The following is a 19,223-nucleotide window of genomic DNA, read 5'->3' on the forward strand; positions in this document are numbered from 1 at the left end:
TTGTTACTCCAAATCCTGCGTTTTGCTGCAATCGCGGTACTGCACTAACTCGCGCAATACGCTGGTGGCAAAACAGCCCGGGGGCAAAGCAAAGCTCAGCACCATATCACTGCCCTGCACACTGGATGTCAGTTGCTGCGGCAGCAGCCTGATGGCACGACGCTCTGCACTTAAACGGTAGTCAATCAGCCCCTGCACCAACTCACTGTGCTGCGCCAGCACCTGTTGCTCAAATACCGCTGCGTCGGCGCTGACCATCGGCTCACCCAGGCCCGGCAGACAGGCCGTTAGGTGCACATCCAAGTCAGTTAACCGCTGCTGCAAACCGGCCTCTGCCAGCGGCACCCGAAATACCGAGCCTGAGCCATTTAACTGCAACACGTCGCCATTTAGCACAGTGTTAAACATAGCGGCAGTGATACGGGCCGACACCTGCTGGTTAAATACAAAAGAGCGTGCGGCCGATAGCGCCAGGCCGCGCAGTTTCCTATCGCTGATGCTCTGGCCGGCAAACAGCTGACGGGCCAGTTCCAGGTTGCCACCATTGATGCCAAAACGCTGCTCACCATAATAATTCGGCACACCCTGGCTTACCTGCTCAATGCGTTTAAGCACGCTGCTGGCCTCTGACACCTGGCGCAGCCTTATCTGAAAGTGGTTGGCTTTCAGCGCGCCTAAGCGCAGTTTGCGGTAGTGGCGTTGTATCTGCAGGATCTGACAACCGGGCAGTACCCAGTGCTGCGTATTCAGCTCAGCTTTAATTGGCCATTTAAAACAAAACCACTGACGGGTCACGGCGTGACGATCTTTTAAACCAGCATAACTAATATCTCGGGCGCGTAAACCAGTCAGCTCGGCCAGTTGTTTGGCAACGAATTGGGTATTCTGGCCGGTTTTCTCGATATACAACAGCACATGCTCGCCGCTGCCGCTGGGGGTAAAATTCAGCTGCTCTTCGACAATAAAATCATCGGCTTGCTGGCGCAGTAAGGCGCTAGCGTCTGGCTTACCATACAAATAGGCTAACGGCGCTACACTCATGCGCCAACCAGCAGTACCACAGCTTCGGCTGCAATACCCTCTTTACGGCCAACAAAACCCAGCTTTTCGGTGGTGGTGGCCTTTACATTGACCTGGCTGATAGCACAGGCTAAATCATCGGCGATACACCGGCGCATTGCCGGAATATGCGGCGCCATTTTCGGTGCCTGCGCCATAATGGTCATGTCGACATTACCGATAGCAAAACCGCGCGCTTTGACCTCACTAAACACTTTACGCAGCAAAATACGGCTGTCTATGCCTTTATAAGCAGCGTCGGTATCAGGAAAGTGATGGCCGATATCGCCCAGCGCCAAAGCACCCAGTAGCGCATCCGAAAGTGCATGTAACAACACATCGCCGTCAGAATGGGCCAGCAAACCCTGTTCGCAGGCAATTTTTACACCGCCCAGCGTAATTGGGCCCTCTCCACCAAATGCATGGACATCAAAGCCATGGCCAATGCGCATTGTCATTGTGCTAACTGCTCCAGATAAAATGCTGCCAGCGCCAGATCGGCCGGCTGAGTAATTTTAATATTGTCACTACGCCCCTCGACCAGCAGCACCTTATGGCCGGCCCACTCCATGGCAGAGGCTTCATCGGTTACCGCGACACCGGCCTGAATGGCATCTTTCAGCGCCGCCTTTAGCATAGCGGTAGGAAAAAACTGCGGCGTCAGCGCATGCCATAAATGCTCACGGCTGACGGTTTCTGCTACGCAGAGCTCACCACGTTTCATGGTATCGCGCACTCTGCAGGCCAAAATGCCGCCCTCATTGGCCGCTAAGCACTGTGTGATCAGCTTTTCAATGTCGTCAGGGCGCACCAGTGGCCGGGCGGCATCATGCACTAAAACCCAGGGATAATGATGCTCGTCAATAAACTGCAGCGCGTTTAGCACCGAGTGCATCCGCTCGGCGCCGCCTTTAACGCGCTGAATATCACTGTGCGCTAGCGCCGTGGCGGCAAAATAGCTGTCATCAGGCGCCAGCGCCAGCCAAATGGCGCTTACCGCTGGCACCGCCTGTAACCGCGCTACGCTATGCTCCAACAGAGTTTTACCATGCAGCTGCAGATATTGTTTTGGCAGCGCCGCTTGCATGCGGCTGCCAATACCCGCCGCCGGCATAATAGCAGCAATCGCCGGCCACTCAGGGTTTTGCATTATTGCCCCCGCCGCTTTGGCTAAATACGCGGAAAAACACTTCATCCTGGCGGATCAGCCCAAGCTCGTTGCGGGCCCGCTCTTCAATAGCGTCCAGGCCTTGTTGTAAGTCTTTTACGTCGGCGCGCAGTACCCGGTTACGCTTTTCCAGCTCCAGATTACTGGCCTGCTGGCTGCGTAGCTCTTCTTGCTGGCGGAAATAATCGGCAATACTGTGCTGACCAAACCACAGCCGGTATTGCAGCAGCGCCAGCACAATCAGTAACAGGGCAGTAAGTAAGCGCATAAAACAGCTTCATTTGACAGGATGTGGCTATTATGAAGCCTGAGCGGGCGATTGCAAAGCCTGAAACACCACATCAGGTTAACAAGGCCGGCAGCGGCTTAGCAAAATTGTGCCAGTTAATCCGACTGGCCAGTAACAACTCACGCAGGCTGAGCAAACGCGGCGGCTTTTTATCACCATTTAACCACTGGTGGCCACAACAGGCGGCGGTAATAATGGCTTTAGCCGGTTTTAGCAAAAATTTATCGCTGTTGCCGGTTTCCAGCGGCGTACCGCCGAAGCTAAACCAACCTTGCTCATTACAATGCAGGCGCATGCCTTCGCTATCGACTTCATCAACACTATCGAGCACTATTTGTTCGTGCGTCAGCTGGGTTATGTAAACCGGCACAATTAAACCGGGTTTAGCGTATTTGCGGTAAAACGCATCTATCGGATCGGCCTGCTGCTTGCGCGCCGGGCAACTGCCAGCCTGTTTGGCAAACCAGGACGCGTTCTGGCTGTCTAACTGCAGCTCGGTTTGCTGCTGCAAGATATTGCTGGCAGCACGGCGAATATAAAAAGGCAAACTGGCCAGCCGGTTTGGCAAGCGCAATAGTTGCTCGGTGCTGAGCTGTGACAGGCGCAGCAGTTCACGCTCATACAAAGCGTTACACAGCTCGGTATAAGTCTGGTTTTCTCTGGACACCTGCCAGAAATGCGGTTGGGTTGCGCCGGCATCGATCATGGCCAGATGTTAGCCAATCCGCCGGGGCTTGTACAAGCAAATCCTGCGCGGGTAAGCGATAAATTCACCTGCCACCATAGCCGCAGCCGGGCAAATCGATTAGTCTGCTATAAACAGCAGTGAGGCTTTATGAACAGACGGCAATTTCTGCAGCTTGCACTGGCGGCTCCGGCAGCGGCTATTATTGGCACCAAAGTAGCGGCTATGGCGCGCCACTATCCGCTTGAGCAATTAGTGCTAACGTTGAAAAGGCTGCCTGCAAATAAGCTAAGCAGCAGTGGCATTTGGAATGTCAGCGAAATTTTTCAGCATCTGGCGCAAAGCGTACGCTATTCCCGCTTGGGGTATCCGCTGGCTAACAGCACGCTGTTTCAATATACCGCCGGAAGTTTAGCCTTTAACGCCTTTGCGGCGGCCGGCACTATGCAGCACCCTTTGGACGAAGCCATTCCCGGCGCCCCAGCGCTGGTTAACGCTGTGCCTGCCGATGTTGCGCTGGCCGAGCTTATTCATGAACTTGAGCTTTTTATCAGCTGGCAGGGCGATTTAACGCCGCACTTTGCTTATGGCAATTTAACCAAACAGCAGTATTACAGCGCGCATTACTTGCATATACAAAACCACTTAGAGCAAATCAGCCTGTCATGACCTTAGGGCTTACGCCGTCAGATAAAGCGGCTAGATGATTAGGCACCCTGCGCTTGTTGCAAAACACAGCAGAGCCCGTAATCTTTTTGGCTTGCTGCTTGGCATCCGATGCCAACGCAGCGACATCATGATGGTTACTGCATTGGCTGAGATCGGGCGTCGCCAAACCTATCGACAAGGTTAACAAGGGATAAAAGCACGGGCTGCCGAGCCGATCGGTGGCGTAGAACCCTGCGCTAGCCAGATGCTCAGGTAAATAGTAACTGGCCATGCGCTGCTCAAAGCGCTTGCAAATTCGCTCTGCCCGCACAGTGGCATCTTCACCGACGAACAACACTATAAAATCATCACCGCCGATATGGCCGACAAAATCGTGCTGGCTTACTTCAGCTTGAATGATCTGCGCCAGCAGTTCGATAATCAAATCGCCTTTACTATAACCATAAACATCATTGTATGGCTTAAAGCTGTCTATATCGATATAACCAATGGTGAAAGCGGTAGCACTGCCCAGCAACTGATCAATATGCCGGTTAATAGGCACATTGCCCGGCAACATCGTCAAAGGGTTGGCATAGCGCGCCAATTGAATTTTGTGCTCACTAAGCTGGCGTAATACTTTACGCACCGACCCCAGGCCATAATAACGGCCCTGCTCAGTGACAATAAAATACGGGCTGGCATCATCGTTCACCTCTGCCGTCAGCACGCCACTTAAGTCATCCATAGATAAAGTGCGCTCGACTATGATGGCCGGCTCCATACACTGATGGATAGGTTTTTTTTCGTAAAGCGCCCGGCCAAAAGGATGCGAAAAACGCTCGTTAATCATACTGCGGCTTACCAAACCAAGTGGTAACTGCTCTTTGTTTACCACCGCCACACAGGCCAATTGTTTATCAGCGGCAAACAGCGCAGCCACTTGCTGCGCAGCCAGCTGAGCAGGCACAGCTACTACCTTAGTTACCACCGGCTCTAAGGATTCATTTAACGATAAGGCTTTGTCCTGCCGTAGCAGTGATAATGCTGCCAAGGGTACTTCGACACAGTCAGCGTTTGGCCTACCCAGCAAATAGCCCTGGCCGATATCGGCCCCCAGCTCGCGGCAAAACAGTAACTCTTCACTGGTTTCTATGCCTTCAGCGACGATCAATGAGCCGGTACTTTTTGCCAGTTCAATAATATTTTTTACAAAGGCTTTTTTTATTGGGTCGCTGTGCAGTTGGTCGACAAAATAGCGGTCAATCTTGACGATATCAGGCCGCAGTTCAGACCACAGTTTTAAGCCGGAGAAGCCACTGCCCAGATCATCAATAGCAATTTTGAAACCAAATTCACGGTAGTGCTTAACGGCGCTGATAAACAAGTCGGTGTCTTCAACCTGAAACTGCTCAGATAACTCAATAACTATCCGCTCCGGTGCCAGGCCCGCCTGTTGGATATAGCTTTTTGTCAGACCCGACGGATGATCTGATGTTAATAACAGCATGGGGTTAACATTAATAAACAACTGACCAGCAGCGCCGCTGTCAGCAAACGCCTGAATACTCAGCTGGCGGCACAGCAACTCGAGTGGTTCCAACAAATCGAAGCTTTGTGCCGTTTTAAACAACAATAACGGCGAGTGCAGCGCACTATCAGACGGACCGCGGATCAGCGCTTCGTAACCCAAAATGCTACCGTCTACCAAAGAAACTAACGGCTGAAACAATGGCGTAAGCAGCCTGCCACTGATGATCCGCTGCAGTTCCTGGCGGTGAAAATCACTGAGTCCCAAATTTACTTACCCGGCTAATACATTACAGGCCAGAGCTGTCCGATGCCAACGATTATCGTCCTGATAACGGTGCCGATAATAAGACGCCGCGATGACTGTTTTATGACAACCTGGCTCGGTTAAGTGATTTATTAAGGCTTTTTCATATGCCGGGCTAAGGCGCGATCAATAAAGCCGGTACGATGGGCTTCGCGGATAAAGGCATCAAGCCGCGGTTTTAACCGCGTCCATTTCGGGTGTAATGCCAATGTCAGCTCAGTTTTATCGGCGGCCTGATGCTGGCGGTAAAAGGTGTGCGCAGAAAAATGATTATTTACCAGCCAGCTGGCGACATGTTCATTCATATAAGCCAGTTGACAGCGGTTATTCACTAACATATTAAATTGATCAAATTCAGATTCAGCGTCAATTCTGATCAGGTCACCGCTTTGCAGCGCAGCGTTTATTGCGCTGTAAATGTAATGCCGGCGCAGGCAGATGGTTTTGCCGGTCAAACTGGCCGGCTCATCATTTAAAGGGCTGGTAGCATATAAATAGTCACGATGTTCAAGCACGGGCTGGGAAAACAACAAGTCTTCAGGTTGCATGGTCCATTTGGCTGACAACACCGACGCATCGTACTTGCCGTCGTACAGGCCAACTTCGGCCCGGTAGCGGTTTTCATACACGTATTGCAAGGTATAGGGTTGTTGTGCGAAAAAAGCGTTTAATAGCTCAGGGATCACGCCCTGTGGCGTATTATTCTTACCGGCATACATATAAGGCGGCACCTGCGGGTAATAAATAGCCACCCGAAATGCCGGCTCGGCCTGAGCTGGCAGGATAAAAAAGGCACTGCTAAACCAAAGCAATACAGCATAATATGGATACAACCGGTTTCGCATTATCCTTTCCGCCAGCTTAAGTTACATTAGCGTGTTCCTATATTGCCGTCACCATATGCCAAAAGCCGGCGCAGTGCAAATTTTGTTCAGCTAAGCGCTAATGGCGTCATTTAAAACAACAAAGCCACCTTGCGGTGGCTTTGTTTGTGCTAATGATTGCTGGCCTCTTACTACTGGCCTTTAATTTCGCTGCGGCCTTTGTACGGCACCTTGCCGCCCAGTTCCTGCTCGATACGCAGTAACTGATTGTACTTCGACACCCGATCAGAACGGCACAGTGAACCGGTTTTGATCTGCCCTGCTGCCGTGCCTACGGCCAAATCGGCAATAAAAGCATCTTCGGTCTCACCGCTGCGGTGTGAAATAACGGCAGTAAAGCCGGCGTCTTTGGCCATTTTAATCGCTGCCAGGGTTTCGGTTAACGAACCTATCTGGTTGAATTTAATTAAGATAGAGTTACCAATACCCTGCTCAATACCGCGGGTTAAAATTTTGGTGTTGGTAACGAATAAATCATCGCCCACCAGCTGTACCTTGCTACCAATTTTATTGGTTAAGTCTTTCCAGCCATCCCAGTCGCTTTCATCCAGGCCATCTTCAATCGATACGATGGGGTAACGCTGGGTTAAACCGGCTAAATAGTCGTTAAAGCCGTAAGAGTCAAAACTCTTGTTCTCGCCGCTTAATACGTACTTGCCGTCTTTATAAAACTCAGACGCCGCACAGTCCAGCGCCAGCGTCACATCTTTATTCATTTCGTAACCGGCCGCTTTAACCGCGTCTACAATTACAGACAGTGCTTCTTCGTTTGATTTTAAATCTGGCGCAAAACCACCTTCATCACCCACAGCGGTATTTAAGCCGCGCTTTTGCAGCTCTTTTTTCAGGCTGTGGAAAATTTCCGCGCCCATGCGCAGCGCTTCGGCAAAGCTTTTGGCGCCCACCGGCTGCACCATAAATTCCTGAATGTCGACGTTGTTATCCGCATGTTCACCACCGTTGATAATATTCATCATCGGCACTGGCATGCTGTATACGCCTGGTGTGCCGTTTAAGTCGGCAATGTGCTGATACAGTGGGATCTTTTTATCGGCTGCCGCAGCGCGTGCTACGGCTAATGACACCGCCAGAATGGCGTTAGCACCCAGCTTGCTTTTGCTTTCAGTGCCGTCTAAGTCGATCATGATCTGGTCGATTTGCGCCTGGTTATAGGCATTTTGACCTTTCAGGGCGGCCTGAATAGGGCCATCAATATTGGCCACGGCTTTGGTTACGCCTTTGCCCAGATAACGGCTTTTATCGCCGTCACGCAGCTCTAACGCTTCGCGTGAACCGGTAGAGGCACCTGATGGCGCGCAGCCACGGCCCATAGCACCACTGGCTAAATACACATCGGCTTCAACGGTTGGGTTGCCGCGGGAATCCATGATTTCACGGGCGATAATTTTTACAATTTCAGACATGCTTAATTTTCCCTGTTAAAACGAAAAAAGCCGTACTGGAAGGCACGGCTTAGCAAAGTTATACGCGTTGCTGCTTTTGCGCTTTGTATGCCGCGGCAACAAAGGCCTGAAACAGCGGATGACCATCGCGCGGTGTCGAATTAAATTCCGGGTGGAACTGGCCGGCGACAAAAAACGGGTGCGACGGTATTTCAATCATCTCCACCAGCTGGTTGTCGGCCGACAAACCCGATACCACTAATCCTGCCTCTTCTAATTTCGGCCGTAAGTGGTTATTCACTTCATAGCGGTGACGATGCCGCTCCTGAATAACCGCTTTGCCATAAATTTCCCGGGCTTTGGTTTTCTCTATAAGGTTACAGTTCTGGCTGCCTAAACGCATGGTGCCGCCAAGGTCAGACTTATCAGTGCGTTTTTCTACCGAGCCATCAGCATCACGCCATTCGGTAATCAGGCCCACTACCGGATAGTCGGTGTCTTTATTAAATTCGGTTGAATGGGCACCGGCCATGCCCGCCACGTTACGGGCATACTCAATCAGCGCCACCTGCATCCCTAAACAGATACCTAAATACGGCACCTTGTTTTCACGGGCGTATTGCGCCGCCAGTATTTTACCTTCAACGCCGCGCTCACCAAAGCCGCCGGGTACTAAAATGCCGTCTACGCTGGCAAGGATAGCCACGCCTTTGCTTTCCACATCCTGCGAGTCGATGTATTTGATATTCACCGTGACACGGTTTTTCAGGCCGGCATGGCCCAGCGCTTCGTTAACTGATTTATAGGCATCGGGCAGCTCAACATATTTACCCACCATACCAATGGTAATCTCGCCGGTAGGGTTAGACTCCTGATACAGCACCTGCTCCCATTCAGATAAGTCGGCTTCTGGCGCATCAATGTAAAAACGGCGGCAGACTAAATCATCCAGGCCCTGTGATTTTAACAGCGCCGGAATTTGGTAAATGCTGGACACGTCTTTTAGCGAAATTACGGCTTTTTCTTCCACGTTAGTGAACAGGGCAATTTTTGCCCGCTCATTTGACGGAATAGCACGGTCTGAACGGCACACCAGAATATCCGGCTGAATACCGATAGAGCGCAGCTCTTTTACTGAATGCTGCGTTGGTTTGGTTTTAATCTCGCCGGCCGTGCCTAAATACGGCACCAGCGTCAGGTGCATATATAAAGTGCGCTCACGCCCCACTTCCGTGCCTAACTGGCGAATGGCTTCTAAAAACGGCAGTGACTCGATGTCGCCCACCGTGCCGCCAATTTCAACGATAGCAATATCAAAGCCTTCAGCACCGGCGACCACACGGCTTTTAATCTCATTGGTAATATGCGGAATCACCTGAATAGTGGCACCCAGGTAGTCGCCACGGCGCTCACGGCGCAACACGTCGGCGTAAATACGGCCCTGGGTAAAGTTATTCAGCTTGCTCATCTTGGTGCGGATAAAGCGCTCGTAGTGGCCTAAATCCAGGTCGGTTTCGGCGCCATCTTCGGTGACAAACACTTCACCGTGCTGAATCGGGCTCATGGTGCCCGGATCTACGTTAATGTAGGGGTCAAGTTTAAGGATGGTAACCTTTAGGCCACGTGCTTCTAAAATGGCGGCTAAAGATGCTGCAGCAATGCCTTTACCTAAGGAGGAAACCACACCACCCGTCACAAAGATATATCTTGTAGTCATAAGACCCCTGAGACCTTGTTAATCAATAAATGAATACCAAAACTGCAAAAAAGTCAGCGCCCGGTGCGGTAAACACAGGGGGATAACGGTTGTGCAAGAATTGGTATCAGGACGGGAGGCAAGTATAGCAAAGCGTCTGGCACCACTCAACGTAAAGCTACCGCTGCAGGCGATTTTAACGAATAAAGTTAGCCGCAGGCCTTGATGTAACACGATAGCATCGCCAGATATTGCTAAGCAGATGGAAACCTTTCGACGCCGACAGGGTCTGCTTAATGGTACATACTGCCGACTTAAGTCAACACAGGAGTAGCCTATGCAAGTTCAAGTTCATACAGACCGTCATATTCAGTCAGACGAACGGCTAGCTGAATTTATCAGTGATACGCTGCAAAACAAGCTAAGCCGCTTTACTGATCATCTCACCCGTATTGAAGTGCACTTAGGCGATGAAAACGGCCAGCAAAAACGCGACAGCGCCGATAAGCGTTGTTTACTCGAAGCCCGCTTTGAAGGCTTAGATCCAGTGGCTGTTACCGAACACGCCGCCAGCGTAGGCCAGGCCATCAATGGCGCCGCCGATAAACTGCAGCGCAAGCTGGCCACCGTAACCGGGAAATTGCGCGCTAAACATATTCGTAACAGTAGCCTTAGTACTGAGAGTGAAGTGGTCTAACGGCATCAGGCAGAAGCGGGAATACCGCTTCTGCTTATGAAGAGTTAAGGTTTATAAACTGGATGCTGTTTGCTCGGTTTGTTGTTTCATAGCGTCAAGCAGCTGTTCAAAACGAAGCTGTAAAGCTTGGATATCAACGTTTTTCATGGTTTGCCAGCTTTGACCAAAATCACTGGTGCTAATGATATCCCCTTCAGTGCAGAGCAAATGTAGGGTTTGCTGATAGGTCAGCTCAGGCAACAATATATTGCAATCTTCACGCACTGCCCCACGCCGTTGCCAACTGCTTTTAACGTTCAGTTTGCCACCTTCTGCGCTCATCAAATACATTTGGCTGCTTTGTTTTGCACTATCCCGCTCCCGACTGAGCGTAACCAGAGTACCGTCAGCCAGTTTAGCTGCCAACCCGGCTTCAGCGGCTCTGTCGCCAAACATACCAAGATTACGGCGCAGCGGCTGCCAGCTTACGCCATCATCGACACTCAGTTGCTGGTCGCCAATACCATCCCATTGGCTAACGGCCACACCAAGCAGACTGCCATCCACTAACTGTGTCAGTTTCACCATGGCTTGCGATTTATTTTTGCGCCATTGCCCGGATACCTCGTCATAGTGGTTAAGCTCACTGTCATTGAGCACTTTGAGCTTGCCTTGCCGGTCGAGAAATGCGAACACGCCCCCATATTGCACTAAGAAGCTAAACTCCTTGCGCTTAAACTGACCGATCTGTTGCCACCCCTGCTGCAACGAGGAGGTCTGATACACCGTAAAGGCCGATGAAGACTGCGTCATCGCGTAATAACGATCCGCGCCTTTGCGCAGCCAAACAATAGCCTCAGCAGATGACACCGGCGTATATTTCTGCCAACCACTTTGCCATGACGATGCCACAAACAACTGCCCCCGCTCAGCGCCGACTGCAATGTAATCCGGCGTATCAACAACGGACGTTAGCTGGGCATTAGTATCCAGCTTGGTACTGTGCCAGTCGCCTCGTTTGTCCAGGTAATGCAGTAAGCCAAAGCGCGACATCAGTACCGCATGTCCATGATGCGACAAGGGTAATGCCAGATTACCCCAGGCATTTTTCTGTGCCTCTTCAGCCAGTTGCTGGCGTAGGTTATCAAAGCCATCTGGTTGCCAGGTCAGCGGCTGCTCCACATTCAGTGATGACCGCAGATGAGGATATTTAGCCAGCACATAATCGGTCAGCGCCTGCTCCGGTACCCTTGTCACAAAAGCCTTTTGTGAGCTCGAATTACTCCAGAAACTCTCAGACTTTACATCCAGTAAGGGTTGAAACACCAAGGTGCCCAGGCTGGTCAGTTCAGCCGGTTTAATGTGAAACACGCCCGCGGCATGCCTTACCGGCATCTGGATCCAGGCGGATACATTACCGTCAGAATAATGCGCGTACAGCCCGGCAATCATATATTCACCGGCTGGCATAGTGCCGACAAACAGCTGGCTACTCACTACGCCTTCAGCTGAGGGCGCCAGCGTATAAATATCCGGGCTCCAATCCACTTTAGCTTCATCAAAACGTTTTTTTTCTGCTTCAGCTTTTGCTTTCGCCGCCGCAATAGCTTGTTCGCGCAGCTGGTCACGGTTATCCAGCCTGACGGCCAGCACTTCGGTCCAATCAGCGTGATAGCGTGATAAACGCTCAGTGTTATTTACCAGTTGCAAGGCAACAACACCGTGTCCATCACTGAGTTGCTTAACCTGATCGATACGGGTGGTTTTTATCGTATTGCTGGCGCAAGCGGTTAACACCAGACAACAAAATGACGCAATCATTTTCTTAAGCATATCATGACCTTGTGGTTATTATTCTTCCATGCAGATACAACAAAACCCGCCATCAGGCGGGTTTTGTTGTATCTGTCGCTATTGTTATATCAATTTACCAACATTAACACAATCGTTTCATTTTCTGCCACAGCGCATCCATTTCGGCTAAGTCTGACTGCTCGGGCATTTTGCCTTGTTCTGCTAAGGCCTGCTCTACCGCGCAAAAGCGTTTTTGTAGAAAAGGGGCGGAGCTAATTAACCAACCCCAAAATTGCTCCGCCCCCTTTCTCACATTTTCAGTTAAATAACTTAATTTTTTGTGCACAAACGCTCCGAACATCGGCCGAGTAGAGAGAGGTCTGATTGCCTCGGACTGTTAAATTTTTTATACATTGTCACGAAAAAAACAGATGTACTTAACGAAAAGCTCAGCGATATAATGTGCTTTATTAAATAATTCTTTCCTTTCATGCTCACTAGGTGTCTTTCCATGAGCCCTATTGTTTCTTTCTTCTCTTAGTGTATTCAGATGATGTCCTTTTGTAACAATGCCTTCTCTAACCACACAGTCAATCATGTTCGATAATTTTGCCATATCCTTTGAACTTACATCAAGTGCTCCACTCGCTTTTTTATTTGTTAAATAGTCTTTTACGCTTGTTTCAAATATCAGCCCTAACTCAAACAAAGCTATATCAACGTTCTCTATCGTCAACAATGACAATGGCCTATTAAGCATGGAAATGGTCTTACTGTTTGCTGTATATTTTGTTATATCGATACCAATCTTTTCTACATCCTCGTTATGATAATAAACCGCATAGTAATTATTTCCTTCTTTGTACTTATGAATATCTTTCATTCTTTCCAGATACTGATAGAACGTTGGACGAATGCATTCTACGTTCTTCGATACCTCTTTAAAAAGATCTCCTTTTTTAATTGGGATATTCGGCTGCTCGAACAAAATTGATCTAATTTCTTGCTGAACCTGATCTAGGAGAAGGGTTCGTTCCTCAACCCTTGCACTCAATTCATCTATGTCTTTGCAATAAACTATTTTATTTCTCCCACCATTTTTCTGAGTTATTTGAAGCGCATTGGTAGAGCATACCCTTTGCCTAACACTTACCTCAGACAGACCAGTGGATGCAGACACGGCTCGTATCAAATCAGAAAGATCTATGGGGTTTCTATCTCCAATAACGGCTTTTATGACCTCATTAAATTCTGAAACTAGAATGTATTCACTCTTTTTGGCTTTTTCTACTGATTGGAGCCTCCATGCACTTAGAGCATACTCACCACGCCCAACTCTCGAAAATTTTGATTGGTCACTTAAATAGACTTTTAAAGATCTTGGGGAGGCATCTGGCCTAATTTTTTCTAAAGCTAGCTTTATCTCGATAAACTTAAGCGGCTTTCCCGCTGTGTGCAAAATGTTCTCAATAGCTTGCACTATCGTTATATTGGCTACATTTTCCCAAGCTGCCAGCGCCCATTCCCCGCTCTTTCCAATAGGAACAAATCTGTCATCAGCAACCAACTGATTCTTCAAGTTTGTTTCTTTGATCAAATCTGAATAAACGGATGATTTTGACAAAAAATTTATTTCCTGAGAGATCTTTGAAAAGTGCATAGGCTTTCCGGAGGATTCGAGAACGCGAAAAGCCTTATCTGCAGCGCTTCGAAGCCTTGAGAACTTTACAAGAATGCTATCATCGTGTATTTCAATATCTTTGGTGGCAGATAGCGCAATTTTTATAGAGTCATTCGAAATGCTCGATTTCTTTCCACTTTTTCGCTTTGCGCTCACTATTAAATCGAAAACAGGCAAAGAATTAGCTCTATCATATATATGATCAAGAGCTTGAAAAACAGATTCAATCTCATGCTTTTCGTATTTTTCAGCAATACACCAGGCTTCTGATATCTCCCCTCTGAATCCGACAATATTTTTAGGAAGTTTTGTGTATCCAGATACTTCCATAAGTAAATCTAAATACTCTTCACTTAGGGTTTCCCCACACTTTTCAACGAATATTCTTTCTATATCTTCTTTTAAAATCAACCACTCATATACTTTCATACTCTCTTGAAACGATTTGTAAGCTGCATATATTTGAGGAGATAGTTTCCAAGTGCTTTTTCTTAATTCGTCCATTAAAGCCAACTTTAGCTCTTTAATAGACTTTTCTTCAATTTGCCTTATCCTTTCCCGTGTGACGTCATAAAACGCACCAAGATCCTCCAATGTGTATCTTTTATTTCCATTTAAACCAAAACGCTTTTTAATAACATCAGTATCCCGTTTAATATTAGATGATTTCTTTCTTGATAGATACAGCTCAACAATCGCTGGAAATGCTTCAACAAGATTACCATTTGTCGACGAGAGAAATTCTTCTCTAGGATCAACATAGCGTTTTATTTTTTCGTCCGAAGCTGACTCGACCTCTTGTATGAATTTATAAACTGCAGAGCTTGTCTCTGCAACTGTCTTAACACCAACACCCTCCGATTCGGATAGCTCGGACAAAGCCAGAAGCACAGCTTCATAGCTATTTCGGGCTCCAAGAGAGATTAGAACATTACGAGCGCGCGTTGGTAATCCAATAACATCTATAGGAATTAGGGAGGCTCTTTCCTTAAATATTGGAGATATTTCTTGTAAAATTTCGTTTTTTCCAACATCCATAGTAGATTCGACTCCAGATTTGAAATTGTTTTTACTCAACGGAAAATCCGTATTTAATCACGGATATCTCTGCCTTTGTAAATATAATGTACAGAACACTACATTGCTTTTGCATAACTTACAACAGGTTATAGGTACAGTGGGTATTTGTGTTTGCGATAACTGAGGATGAATCCGTCTGATTAACAAAAGCCAGAAATGGCGTTGAAGCAAATTAACCAAATAAATTGCTCCGTTCCCACTTTAACGGTAAAACGATTGGTCGATATGGCTGGAAAAAAGACACCCTGGATGCTGGATCCTCGGCCAAACTCCTATATTGGGGAGTTCAGAGACGACTATACCGACCTAGACTATCACCCTAAATAAAAGAAACTCGTTATTGAGGGTCTTGGAGAGTTTTCAGCATGAAGCGGATTTTCACCTGTATAGTTATTCTGTTTTTAATTGCCTGCCAACCGGTAACCAGCTCTGAGCCAGAGTTCAGGCCCGAGCCTGTGCCGGTTTCTGCCCTTTGGATAGGTGGCGCTGATGGTGGTGTTTATGTTGATATAAGCCGCGATGATAAAAACTATTCCGGTACGGTTTACACAGACAGCACTGGCGATGTTTGGTACAGCGGCAGCTTTACCTATAGTGGCACCGCAGAGTTTGACGTTAAGTCTGCAGAATCTTATACAGGCTGGGACGGTGAAATGCTCTATCTGGCTAATGGTGAGTATCTTAAAGCAGAGTAGCTATAACCTGGCTTAGGTTTCAATAATTATCAGGAAAATAGAAAGGCCTGCTGCACGCCGGCCTTATCGTCAGCTTACGAACTAGACGAGGGAGCAAAGACAGCTAAGAAAAGTACTCCACTTCCATTGTAATGTCATGGTACCAAGCGGCTACATCGTCCGCATCTCGACGTTAGAACTACTATCTTGCAGACACTAGCGCGGTGTTTGCTTTTTAACCTGATTCCAAAGCGCATCCATTTCCGTAATGGGCGGATTGGTCAGAGGTTTTGCAAAAAAACCTGAGTTAATAATACCTCTGAGGCAACCCAACCGGCAAAATTAACACTAAAAAAACATCTTTAACATCATTAAGCAAAGTATTAAGATATCAGCAATCAAAAAATAAACAGGATTGTAGAAATGCTTGGATGGCAGCCTGCTTGCCAAAAGGCAATCGCCGTTGGCTTAGGGCTTATACTTTCTGTGCTAACAACAAAGGTGGAGGCAGGTGTGTTTGATTGGTTAAGAGGGACTGAAATCCAGTGGTCGCCGGAAATACGCGGGATCATTAGGGAAAATGGCACACCAGTTTCCGGTTTAAAAGTAGTACGGGAACTCTACTACGAAGATGACGAATTTAACGACAGTACAGTAACAGATAATGAAGGTCGCTTTAGTTTCCCACGCAAAACATTAAGAACACGTAGGGTTTTATTTGACTACAGCATAGGGTTATTTTTATCCGTGTCTGATCATCCCATTGCAGGTGGACAAAACCGTTTTTTTGATATCCGCTGGGGTAACCAACTGGATGGCAAGGCGCTCAATTTATTGATGTCAGATATGCAGTGTGAACTGACCGCAGAAGAAAAGAATTTTAGCCTTAGAAACTTAGAAACACCCGACGGTGCAGCACCTTGGTTTGGCGCAAAGTGTACCTTCACTCATGCCAGTATTGCAGTGTATTCAGATGAAGAGCTAGAAGAACAACGCCTTGAGCGAGAGCGAGAGCTTGATGAACAGGATCGTATTCTTAATGAACAAAACAAGGAAAGTAAATCATGAATACATTAACACCAAGAATAGCAGTTTGGTTAGCCAGGGAACCTTATGAAGCTCAAAAAATAGCAGCTGGGCGGCGTTTCACTCCTAAATCAGAAGCATTAACAGATTACTTTGACTTTAGCCAAACCGGCGGCGTGATACATGCTACTTCTGGCAGTGTCTTGTCGACATTGTTTAACCGCACTACTGGCTTTGCTATTGTTGGCAAAGGTAAGGGAAGGTTTAGCTCTGACGTTGCCCTGGGTATTCGTGGCACCAATATGAAAAGTGGCCGAGACTGGTTTAGTAATGCCAATGCAAGTTTAGCCACCGCCGATAACAACAGCGCTGTGCACTCCGGTTTTCAAAAGGTGTTTAAGAGCATGCAACCGGCGCTTGAAAAGCAATTGGCTCCGTTACTAAATACCAACAGTAACGGTGTTGTACATTGTGCTGGTCACAGTTTAGGCGGAGCCTTAGCCAGCCTTGCTGCTATCTGGATAAAACAGCGTTTCGGTAATCGTGTAGCGCTTTATACCTATGGCGCGCCACGGGTAGGCTTAAACGATTTTGCCCTTAAATCTTCAGGCAGCATAGATAAGATATACCGGTGTTTGCATGGCGATGATCCTGTGCCTATGGTGCCAGTATGGCCGTTCTATCATGCTCCGCTTAATGGTAGTAGCGTACTGCTGACGGCTGCAACGGGTATCAATATTTCGTCGCATTCTATGATGGAAAATCCGGGTTATGTCACAACATCTCGTGGTCAATGGGATGACTTACAACGTCGTGGTGATGTGGTTAAAGCGGTGCGTTTAGCATACGAGCGTCGTTTTGAATGTAGCTTTAGCACTCACTGGCAAGAGCGTCTAAGCCATGCATTGATTACCTTATTAAAAGACGCTGGTATGTTAGCAGCGGTATCCGTGCAAATGACTATTAGCGGCATTATGACATTTTATGATGTGCTGGCAATGACAGTAGAAAAAATTGCAAATATAAGCAGCCAGTTTGCCGAGCAGGTTAAAGGCTTACTGGGCCATATGTTGGTATTTGCCGGTAAAGTGACAACGGCGGTTACCGAGCTTACTGTTCGTTTTATTCGCTGGGTGTTTAAGGTAACACTGGAGGCTATGTATCGTGTAGCTCGCAAAGCAATTGAATTGGTGAGCTAATTTGTATTAGTCCCAACTTCAGCTTTCAAAGCATCATCGGCAAAAATAGAAAGGCCTGCTGCACGCAGGCCTTATCGTTAGCTTAAACGTAAGACCAGGGGGCAAAACCGATTAACCAGTGAAGTGCTCAGACTGCATTTTCATGTCATCCGACGAATAATGATTTTTCTTTAAAGTAGCGTAACTTGGTTTCATAAATTCCCTTTACATGCACTCAGTTCAATCAATGCTGCTTCGATTACCGATGAAGCACGCTGTTGCAGCTGCGACTCGGTTAGCTTATTAAAATAGCCATTTAAGTAATCACGCAGCGAGAGGGTTTTAAACTGCTGGTAGCTACACCAGGTTTTACCCTCAGTGGCATCCATCACGCCGAGTAAATAATGTCTTGCAGCATATTTATCAGCTGGAAGATTGCTGGTGTAAGCGCGCCAGAACATTTCAGCTGAGAGATTATTGCTATCGATAGAAATTATCTCTGGCTTTTCAAAGACAGTCGGCGTCTCATCAGCATGACCTTGGCTAAATGTTGACAGCAGCAACAGCGGCACTGCGATGACAAGTTGATAGCGAAACATAAAATCTCCATCGGTTAGAGCACCACACTCTAATGATGAAAAGACACCAAATCAACAAAATGCTAACAACTATGTTTTAACGCTTGCCACAGCGCTTCCATTTCGGCAAGGTCTGACTGCTCGGGCGTTTTGCCTTGTTCTGCTAAGGCCTGCTCTACCGCGCAAAAGCGTTTTTCGAATTTGCTGTTAGCGGCGCGCAGCACGGCTTCGGGGTCGAGTTTATGTTTACGTACGACATTTACCAGCGCGAACATTAAATCACCCAGCTCTTCAGCAAGCGCTTCACTGCCAGCTTCACACTGCTCCACTTCGATAATTTCTTCTTTGACTTTATCCCAGCAGCCTTGTACATCGGGCCAGTCGAAACCGACATTGGCGCAGCGCTTTTGTAGCTTATAGGCACGGCTAAGCGCGGGCATGGCCTGCGGGATGTTATCGAGCACGCTGTGCTGGCCGACATCTTTGCGCTCGGCGCTTTTTAGCGCTTCCCAGTTCTTTAAAACCGCTTCGGCATTGTCGGCGCTCACATCACCAAACACATGCGGGTGACGCCGCTCTAACTTATCGCAAATGGCCGCCACACAGTCATCAAATTCAAAGCGGCCTTGCTCTTTAGCCATTTGGGCGTAAAACACCACCTGAAACAGCAAGTCACCCAGCTCGTCTTTTAGCTCGTCAAAGCTCTCACGGGCAATGGCGTCGGCCACTTCGTAGGCCTCTTCCAGCGTGTAAGGCACGATAGTGGCGTAGGTTTGCTTAAGATCCCACGGGCAGCCGCCTTGCGGGTCGCGCAGGCGGCTCATAATATTGAGTAAACGTTGAATATTGTCTGACACTGCAGGCCTT

At 48.1% G+C, this 19,223-nt stretch carries 19 protein-coding genes; 5 read left to right on the plus strand and 14 right to left on the minus strand.

What is annotated here, in order from left to right:
• Positions 1 to 3: 3 nt before the first annotated feature.
• From truD to RNAN_RS15005, 5 genes are all read right to left on the minus strand, one after another.
• The gene (gene truD, locus RNAN_RS14985; RefSeq protein WP_008223311.1) at positions 4 to 1,041 is read right to left on the minus strand and encodes a tRNA pseudouridine(13) synthase TruD; all 1,038 of its coding nucleotides are present in this window, start codon (positions 1,039 to 1,041) and stop codon (positions 4 to 6) included.
• A complete protein-coding gene (ispF, locus tag RNAN_RS14990; protein ID WP_008223312.1) occupies positions 1,038 to 1,517 on the minus strand; it encodes a 2-C-methyl-D-erythritol 2,4-cyclodiphosphate synthase in 480 nt (159 codons plus the stop codon). Before ispF ends, truD begins: the two co-directional genes overlap by 4 nt.
• Entirely contained in the window at positions 1,514 to 2,209 is a 696-nt protein-coding gene (ispD, locus tag RNAN_RS14995; protein WP_008223314.1) for a 2-C-methyl-D-erythritol 4-phosphate cytidylyltransferase, read from the minus strand. The genes ispF and ispD overlap by 4 nt, the downstream gene beginning before the upstream one ends.
• Positions 2,196 to 2,495 carry a cell division protein FtsB gene (gene ftsB, locus RNAN_RS15000; RefSeq protein ID WP_008223315.1) on the minus strand — a complete coding sequence of 100 codons (300 nt, stop codon included), beginning with the start codon at positions 2,493 to 2,495 and terminating at the stop codon, positions 2,196 to 2,198. Before ftsB ends, ispD begins: the two co-directional genes overlap by 14 nt.
• Positions 2,496 to 2,568: 73 nt before the next feature.
• A complete protein-coding gene (locus RNAN_RS15005; protein ID WP_008223317.1) occupies positions 2,569 to 3,222 on the minus strand; it encodes a hypothetical protein in 654 nt (217 codons plus the stop codon).
• A 129-nt stretch (positions 3,223 to 3,351) separates the two neighbouring features.
• Between RNAN_RS15005 and RNAN_RS15010 the strand changes: the two genes are divergently transcribed.
• Positions 3,352 to 3,870 carry a DUF1569 domain-containing protein gene (locus RNAN_RS15010; protein ID WP_008223319.1) on the plus strand — a complete coding sequence of 173 codons (519 nt, stop codon included), beginning with the start codon at positions 3,352 to 3,354 and terminating at the stop codon, positions 3,868 to 3,870.
• Here RNAN_RS15010 and RNAN_RS15015 read toward each other — a convergent pair.
• The 4 genes from RNAN_RS15015 to pyrG form a co-directional block, all read right to left on the minus strand.
• A complete protein-coding gene (locus RNAN_RS15015) occupies positions 3,857 to 5,647 on the minus strand; it encodes a GGDEF domain-containing protein (protein WP_008223322.1) in 1,791 nt (596 codons plus the stop codon). The two genes, RNAN_RS15010 and RNAN_RS15015, sit on opposite strands and share 14 nt — an antisense overlap.
• Positions 5,648 to 5,778: 131 nt before the next feature.
• Positions 5,779 to 6,531 (minus strand): substrate-binding periplasmic protein, encoded by a 753-nt coding sequence (locus tag RNAN_RS15020; RefSeq protein ID WP_040552279.1) that lies wholly within the window; start codon positions 6,529 to 6,531, stop codon positions 5,779 to 5,781.
• Positions 6,532 to 6,701: 170 nt separating this feature from the next.
• Positions 6,702 to 7,994 (minus strand): phosphopyruvate hydratase, encoded by a 1,293-nt coding sequence (gene eno / locus RNAN_RS15025; protein WP_008223326.1) that lies wholly within the window; start codon positions 7,992 to 7,994, stop codon positions 6,702 to 6,704.
• Between the two features lie 58 nt (positions 7,995 to 8,052).
• On the minus strand, positions 8,053 to 9,690 hold the full coding sequence (gene pyrG / locus RNAN_RS15030; RefSeq protein WP_008223328.1) for a CTP synthase: 1,638 nt from the start codon (positions 9,688 to 9,690) through the stop codon (positions 8,053 to 8,055).
• 316 nt (positions 9,691 to 10,006) lie between these two features.
• Between pyrG and RNAN_RS15035 the strand changes: the two genes are divergently transcribed.
• Positions 10,007 to 10,366 carry an HPF/RaiA family ribosome-associated protein gene (locus RNAN_RS15035; protein ID WP_008223330.1) on the plus strand — a complete coding sequence of 120 codons (360 nt, stop codon included), beginning with the start codon at positions 10,007 to 10,009 and terminating at the stop codon, positions 10,364 to 10,366.
• A gap of 51 nt (positions 10,367 to 10,417) precedes the next feature.
• Here the strand turns inward: RNAN_RS15035 and RNAN_RS15040 are convergent, their stop codons facing one another.
• The 3 genes from RNAN_RS15040 to RNAN_RS15050 all read right to left on the minus strand — a co-directional run bounded on the left by RNAN_RS15040 (position 10,418) and on the right by RNAN_RS15050 (position 14,897).
• Positions 10,418 to 12,178 carry a hypothetical protein gene (locus tag RNAN_RS15040; RefSeq protein ID WP_008223331.1) on the minus strand — a complete coding sequence of 587 codons (1,761 nt, stop codon included), beginning with the start codon at positions 12,176 to 12,178 and terminating at the stop codon, positions 10,418 to 10,420.
• Between the two features lie 103 nt (positions 12,179 to 12,281).
• Positions 12,282 to 12,485 (minus strand): hypothetical protein, encoded by a 204-nt coding sequence (locus RNAN_RS19365; protein ID WP_008223332.1) that lies wholly within the window; start codon positions 12,483 to 12,485, stop codon positions 12,282 to 12,284.
• A 60-nt stretch (positions 12,486 to 12,545) separates the two neighbouring features.
• Entirely contained in the window at positions 12,546 to 14,897 is a 2,352-nt protein-coding gene (locus RNAN_RS15050) for a sigma factor-like helix-turn-helix DNA-binding protein (RefSeq protein WP_148275757.1), read from the minus strand.
• A gap of 368 nt (positions 14,898 to 15,265) precedes the next feature.
• Here RNAN_RS15050 and RNAN_RS15055 point away from each other — a divergent pair, with 368 nt between their 5' ends.
• The 3 genes from RNAN_RS15055 to RNAN_RS15065 all read left to right on the plus strand — a co-directional run bounded on the left by RNAN_RS15055 (position 15,266) and on the right by RNAN_RS15065 (position 17,799).
• Positions 15,266 to 15,595 carry a hypothetical protein gene (locus RNAN_RS15055; RefSeq protein WP_008223334.1) on the plus strand — a complete coding sequence of 110 codons (330 nt, stop codon included), beginning with the start codon at positions 15,266 to 15,268 and terminating at the stop codon, positions 15,593 to 15,595.
• Positions 15,596 to 15,997: 402 nt separating this feature from the next.
• Positions 15,998 to 16,642, plus strand: coding sequence for a DUF6795 domain-containing protein (locus RNAN_RS15060; RefSeq protein ID WP_040552283.1), 645 nt, complete (start codon positions 15,998 to 16,000; stop codon positions 16,640 to 16,642).
• Positions 16,639 to 17,799, plus strand: coding sequence for a lipase family protein (locus RNAN_RS15065; protein WP_008223337.1), 1,161 nt, complete (start codon positions 16,639 to 16,641; stop codon positions 17,797 to 17,799). Before RNAN_RS15060 ends, RNAN_RS15065 begins: the two co-directional genes overlap by 4 nt.
• Before the next feature lie 191 nt (positions 17,800 to 17,990).
• Here RNAN_RS15065 and RNAN_RS18770 read toward each other — a convergent pair whose 3' ends face one another.
• Positions 17,991 to 18,377, minus strand: a complete 387-nt coding sequence (locus RNAN_RS18770; RefSeq protein WP_008223339.1) for a Rap1a/Tai family immunity protein — start codon at positions 18,375 to 18,377, stop codon at positions 17,991 to 17,993.
• Positions 18,378 to 18,439: 62 nt separating this feature from the next.
• Positions 18,440 to 19,213: a nucleoside triphosphate pyrophosphohydrolase gene (gene mazG, locus RNAN_RS15075; protein ID WP_008223340.1), complete on the minus strand. Its 774-nt coding sequence runs from the start codon at positions 19,211 to 19,213 to the stop codon at positions 18,440 to 18,442.
• Between the last annotated feature and the right edge of the window lie 10 nt (positions 19,214 to 19,223).

It is taken from the genome of Rheinheimera nanhaiensis E407-8, assembly GCF_000296695.1.
GTDB lineage: Bacteria > Pseudomonadota > Gammaproteobacteria > Enterobacterales > Alteromonadaceae > Alishewanella > Alishewanella nanhaiensis.

What these genes read in the sequence shown, in the direction of transcription:
- RNAN_RS15035 (WP_008223330.1), top strand. Translation starts at nt 10,007, where the DNA reads ATGCAAGTTCAAGTTCATACAGACCGTCATATTCAGTCAGACGAACGG.
- RNAN_RS15020 (WP_040552279.1), bottom strand. Translation starts at nt 6,531, where the DNA reads ATGCGAAACCGGTTGTATCCATATTATGCTGTATTGCTTTGGTTTAGC.
- RNAN_RS15060 (WP_040552283.1), top strand. Translation starts at nt 15,998, where the DNA reads ATGCTTGGATGGCAGCCTGCTTGCCAAAAGGCAATCGCCGTTGGCTTA.
- RNAN_RS15040 (WP_008223331.1), bottom strand. Translation starts at nt 12,178, where the DNA reads ATGCTTAAGAAAATGATTGCGTCATTTTGTTGTCTGGTGTTAACCGCT.
- pyrG (WP_008223328.1), bottom strand. Translation starts at nt 9,690, where the DNA reads ATGACTACAAGATATATCTTTGTGACGGGTGGTGTGGTTTCCTCCTTA.
- ispF (WP_008223312.1), bottom strand. Translation starts at nt 1,517, where the DNA reads ATGACAATGCGCATTGGCCATGGCTTTGATGTCCATGCATTTGGTGGA.
- RNAN_RS15010 (WP_008223319.1), top strand. Translation starts at nt 3,352, where the DNA reads ATGAACAGACGGCAATTTCTGCAGCTTGCACTGGCGGCTCCGGCAGCG.
- ispD (WP_008223314.1), bottom strand. Translation starts at nt 2,209, where the DNA reads ATGCAAAACCCTGAGTGGCCGGCGATTGCTGCTATTATGCCGGCGGCG.
- RNAN_RS18770 (WP_008223339.1), bottom strand. Translation starts at nt 18,377, where the DNA reads ATGTTTCGCTATCAACTTGTCATCGCAGTGCCGCTGTTGCTGCTGTCA.
- ftsB (WP_008223315.1), bottom strand. Translation starts at nt 2,495, where the DNA reads ATGCGCTTACTTACTGCCCTGTTACTGATTGTGCTGGCGCTGCTGCAA.
- RNAN_RS15005 (WP_008223317.1), bottom strand. Translation starts at nt 3,222, where the DNA reads ATGATCGATGCCGGCGCAACCCAACCGCATTTCTGGCAGGTGTCCAGA.
- truD (WP_008223311.1), bottom strand. Translation starts at nt 1,041, where the DNA reads ATGAGTGTAGCGCCGTTAGCCTATTTGTATGGTAAGCCAGACGCTAGC.
- RNAN_RS15065 (WP_008223337.1), top strand. Translation starts at nt 16,639, where the DNA reads ATGAATACATTAACACCAAGAATAGCAGTTTGGTTAGCCAGGGAACCT.
- eno (WP_008223326.1), bottom strand. Translation starts at nt 7,994, where the DNA reads ATGTCTGAAATTGTAAAAATTATCGCCCGTGAAATCATGGATTCCCGC.
- RNAN_RS15055 (WP_008223334.1), top strand. Translation starts at nt 15,266, where the DNA reads ATGAAGCGGATTTTCACCTGTATAGTTATTCTGTTTTTAATTGCCTGC.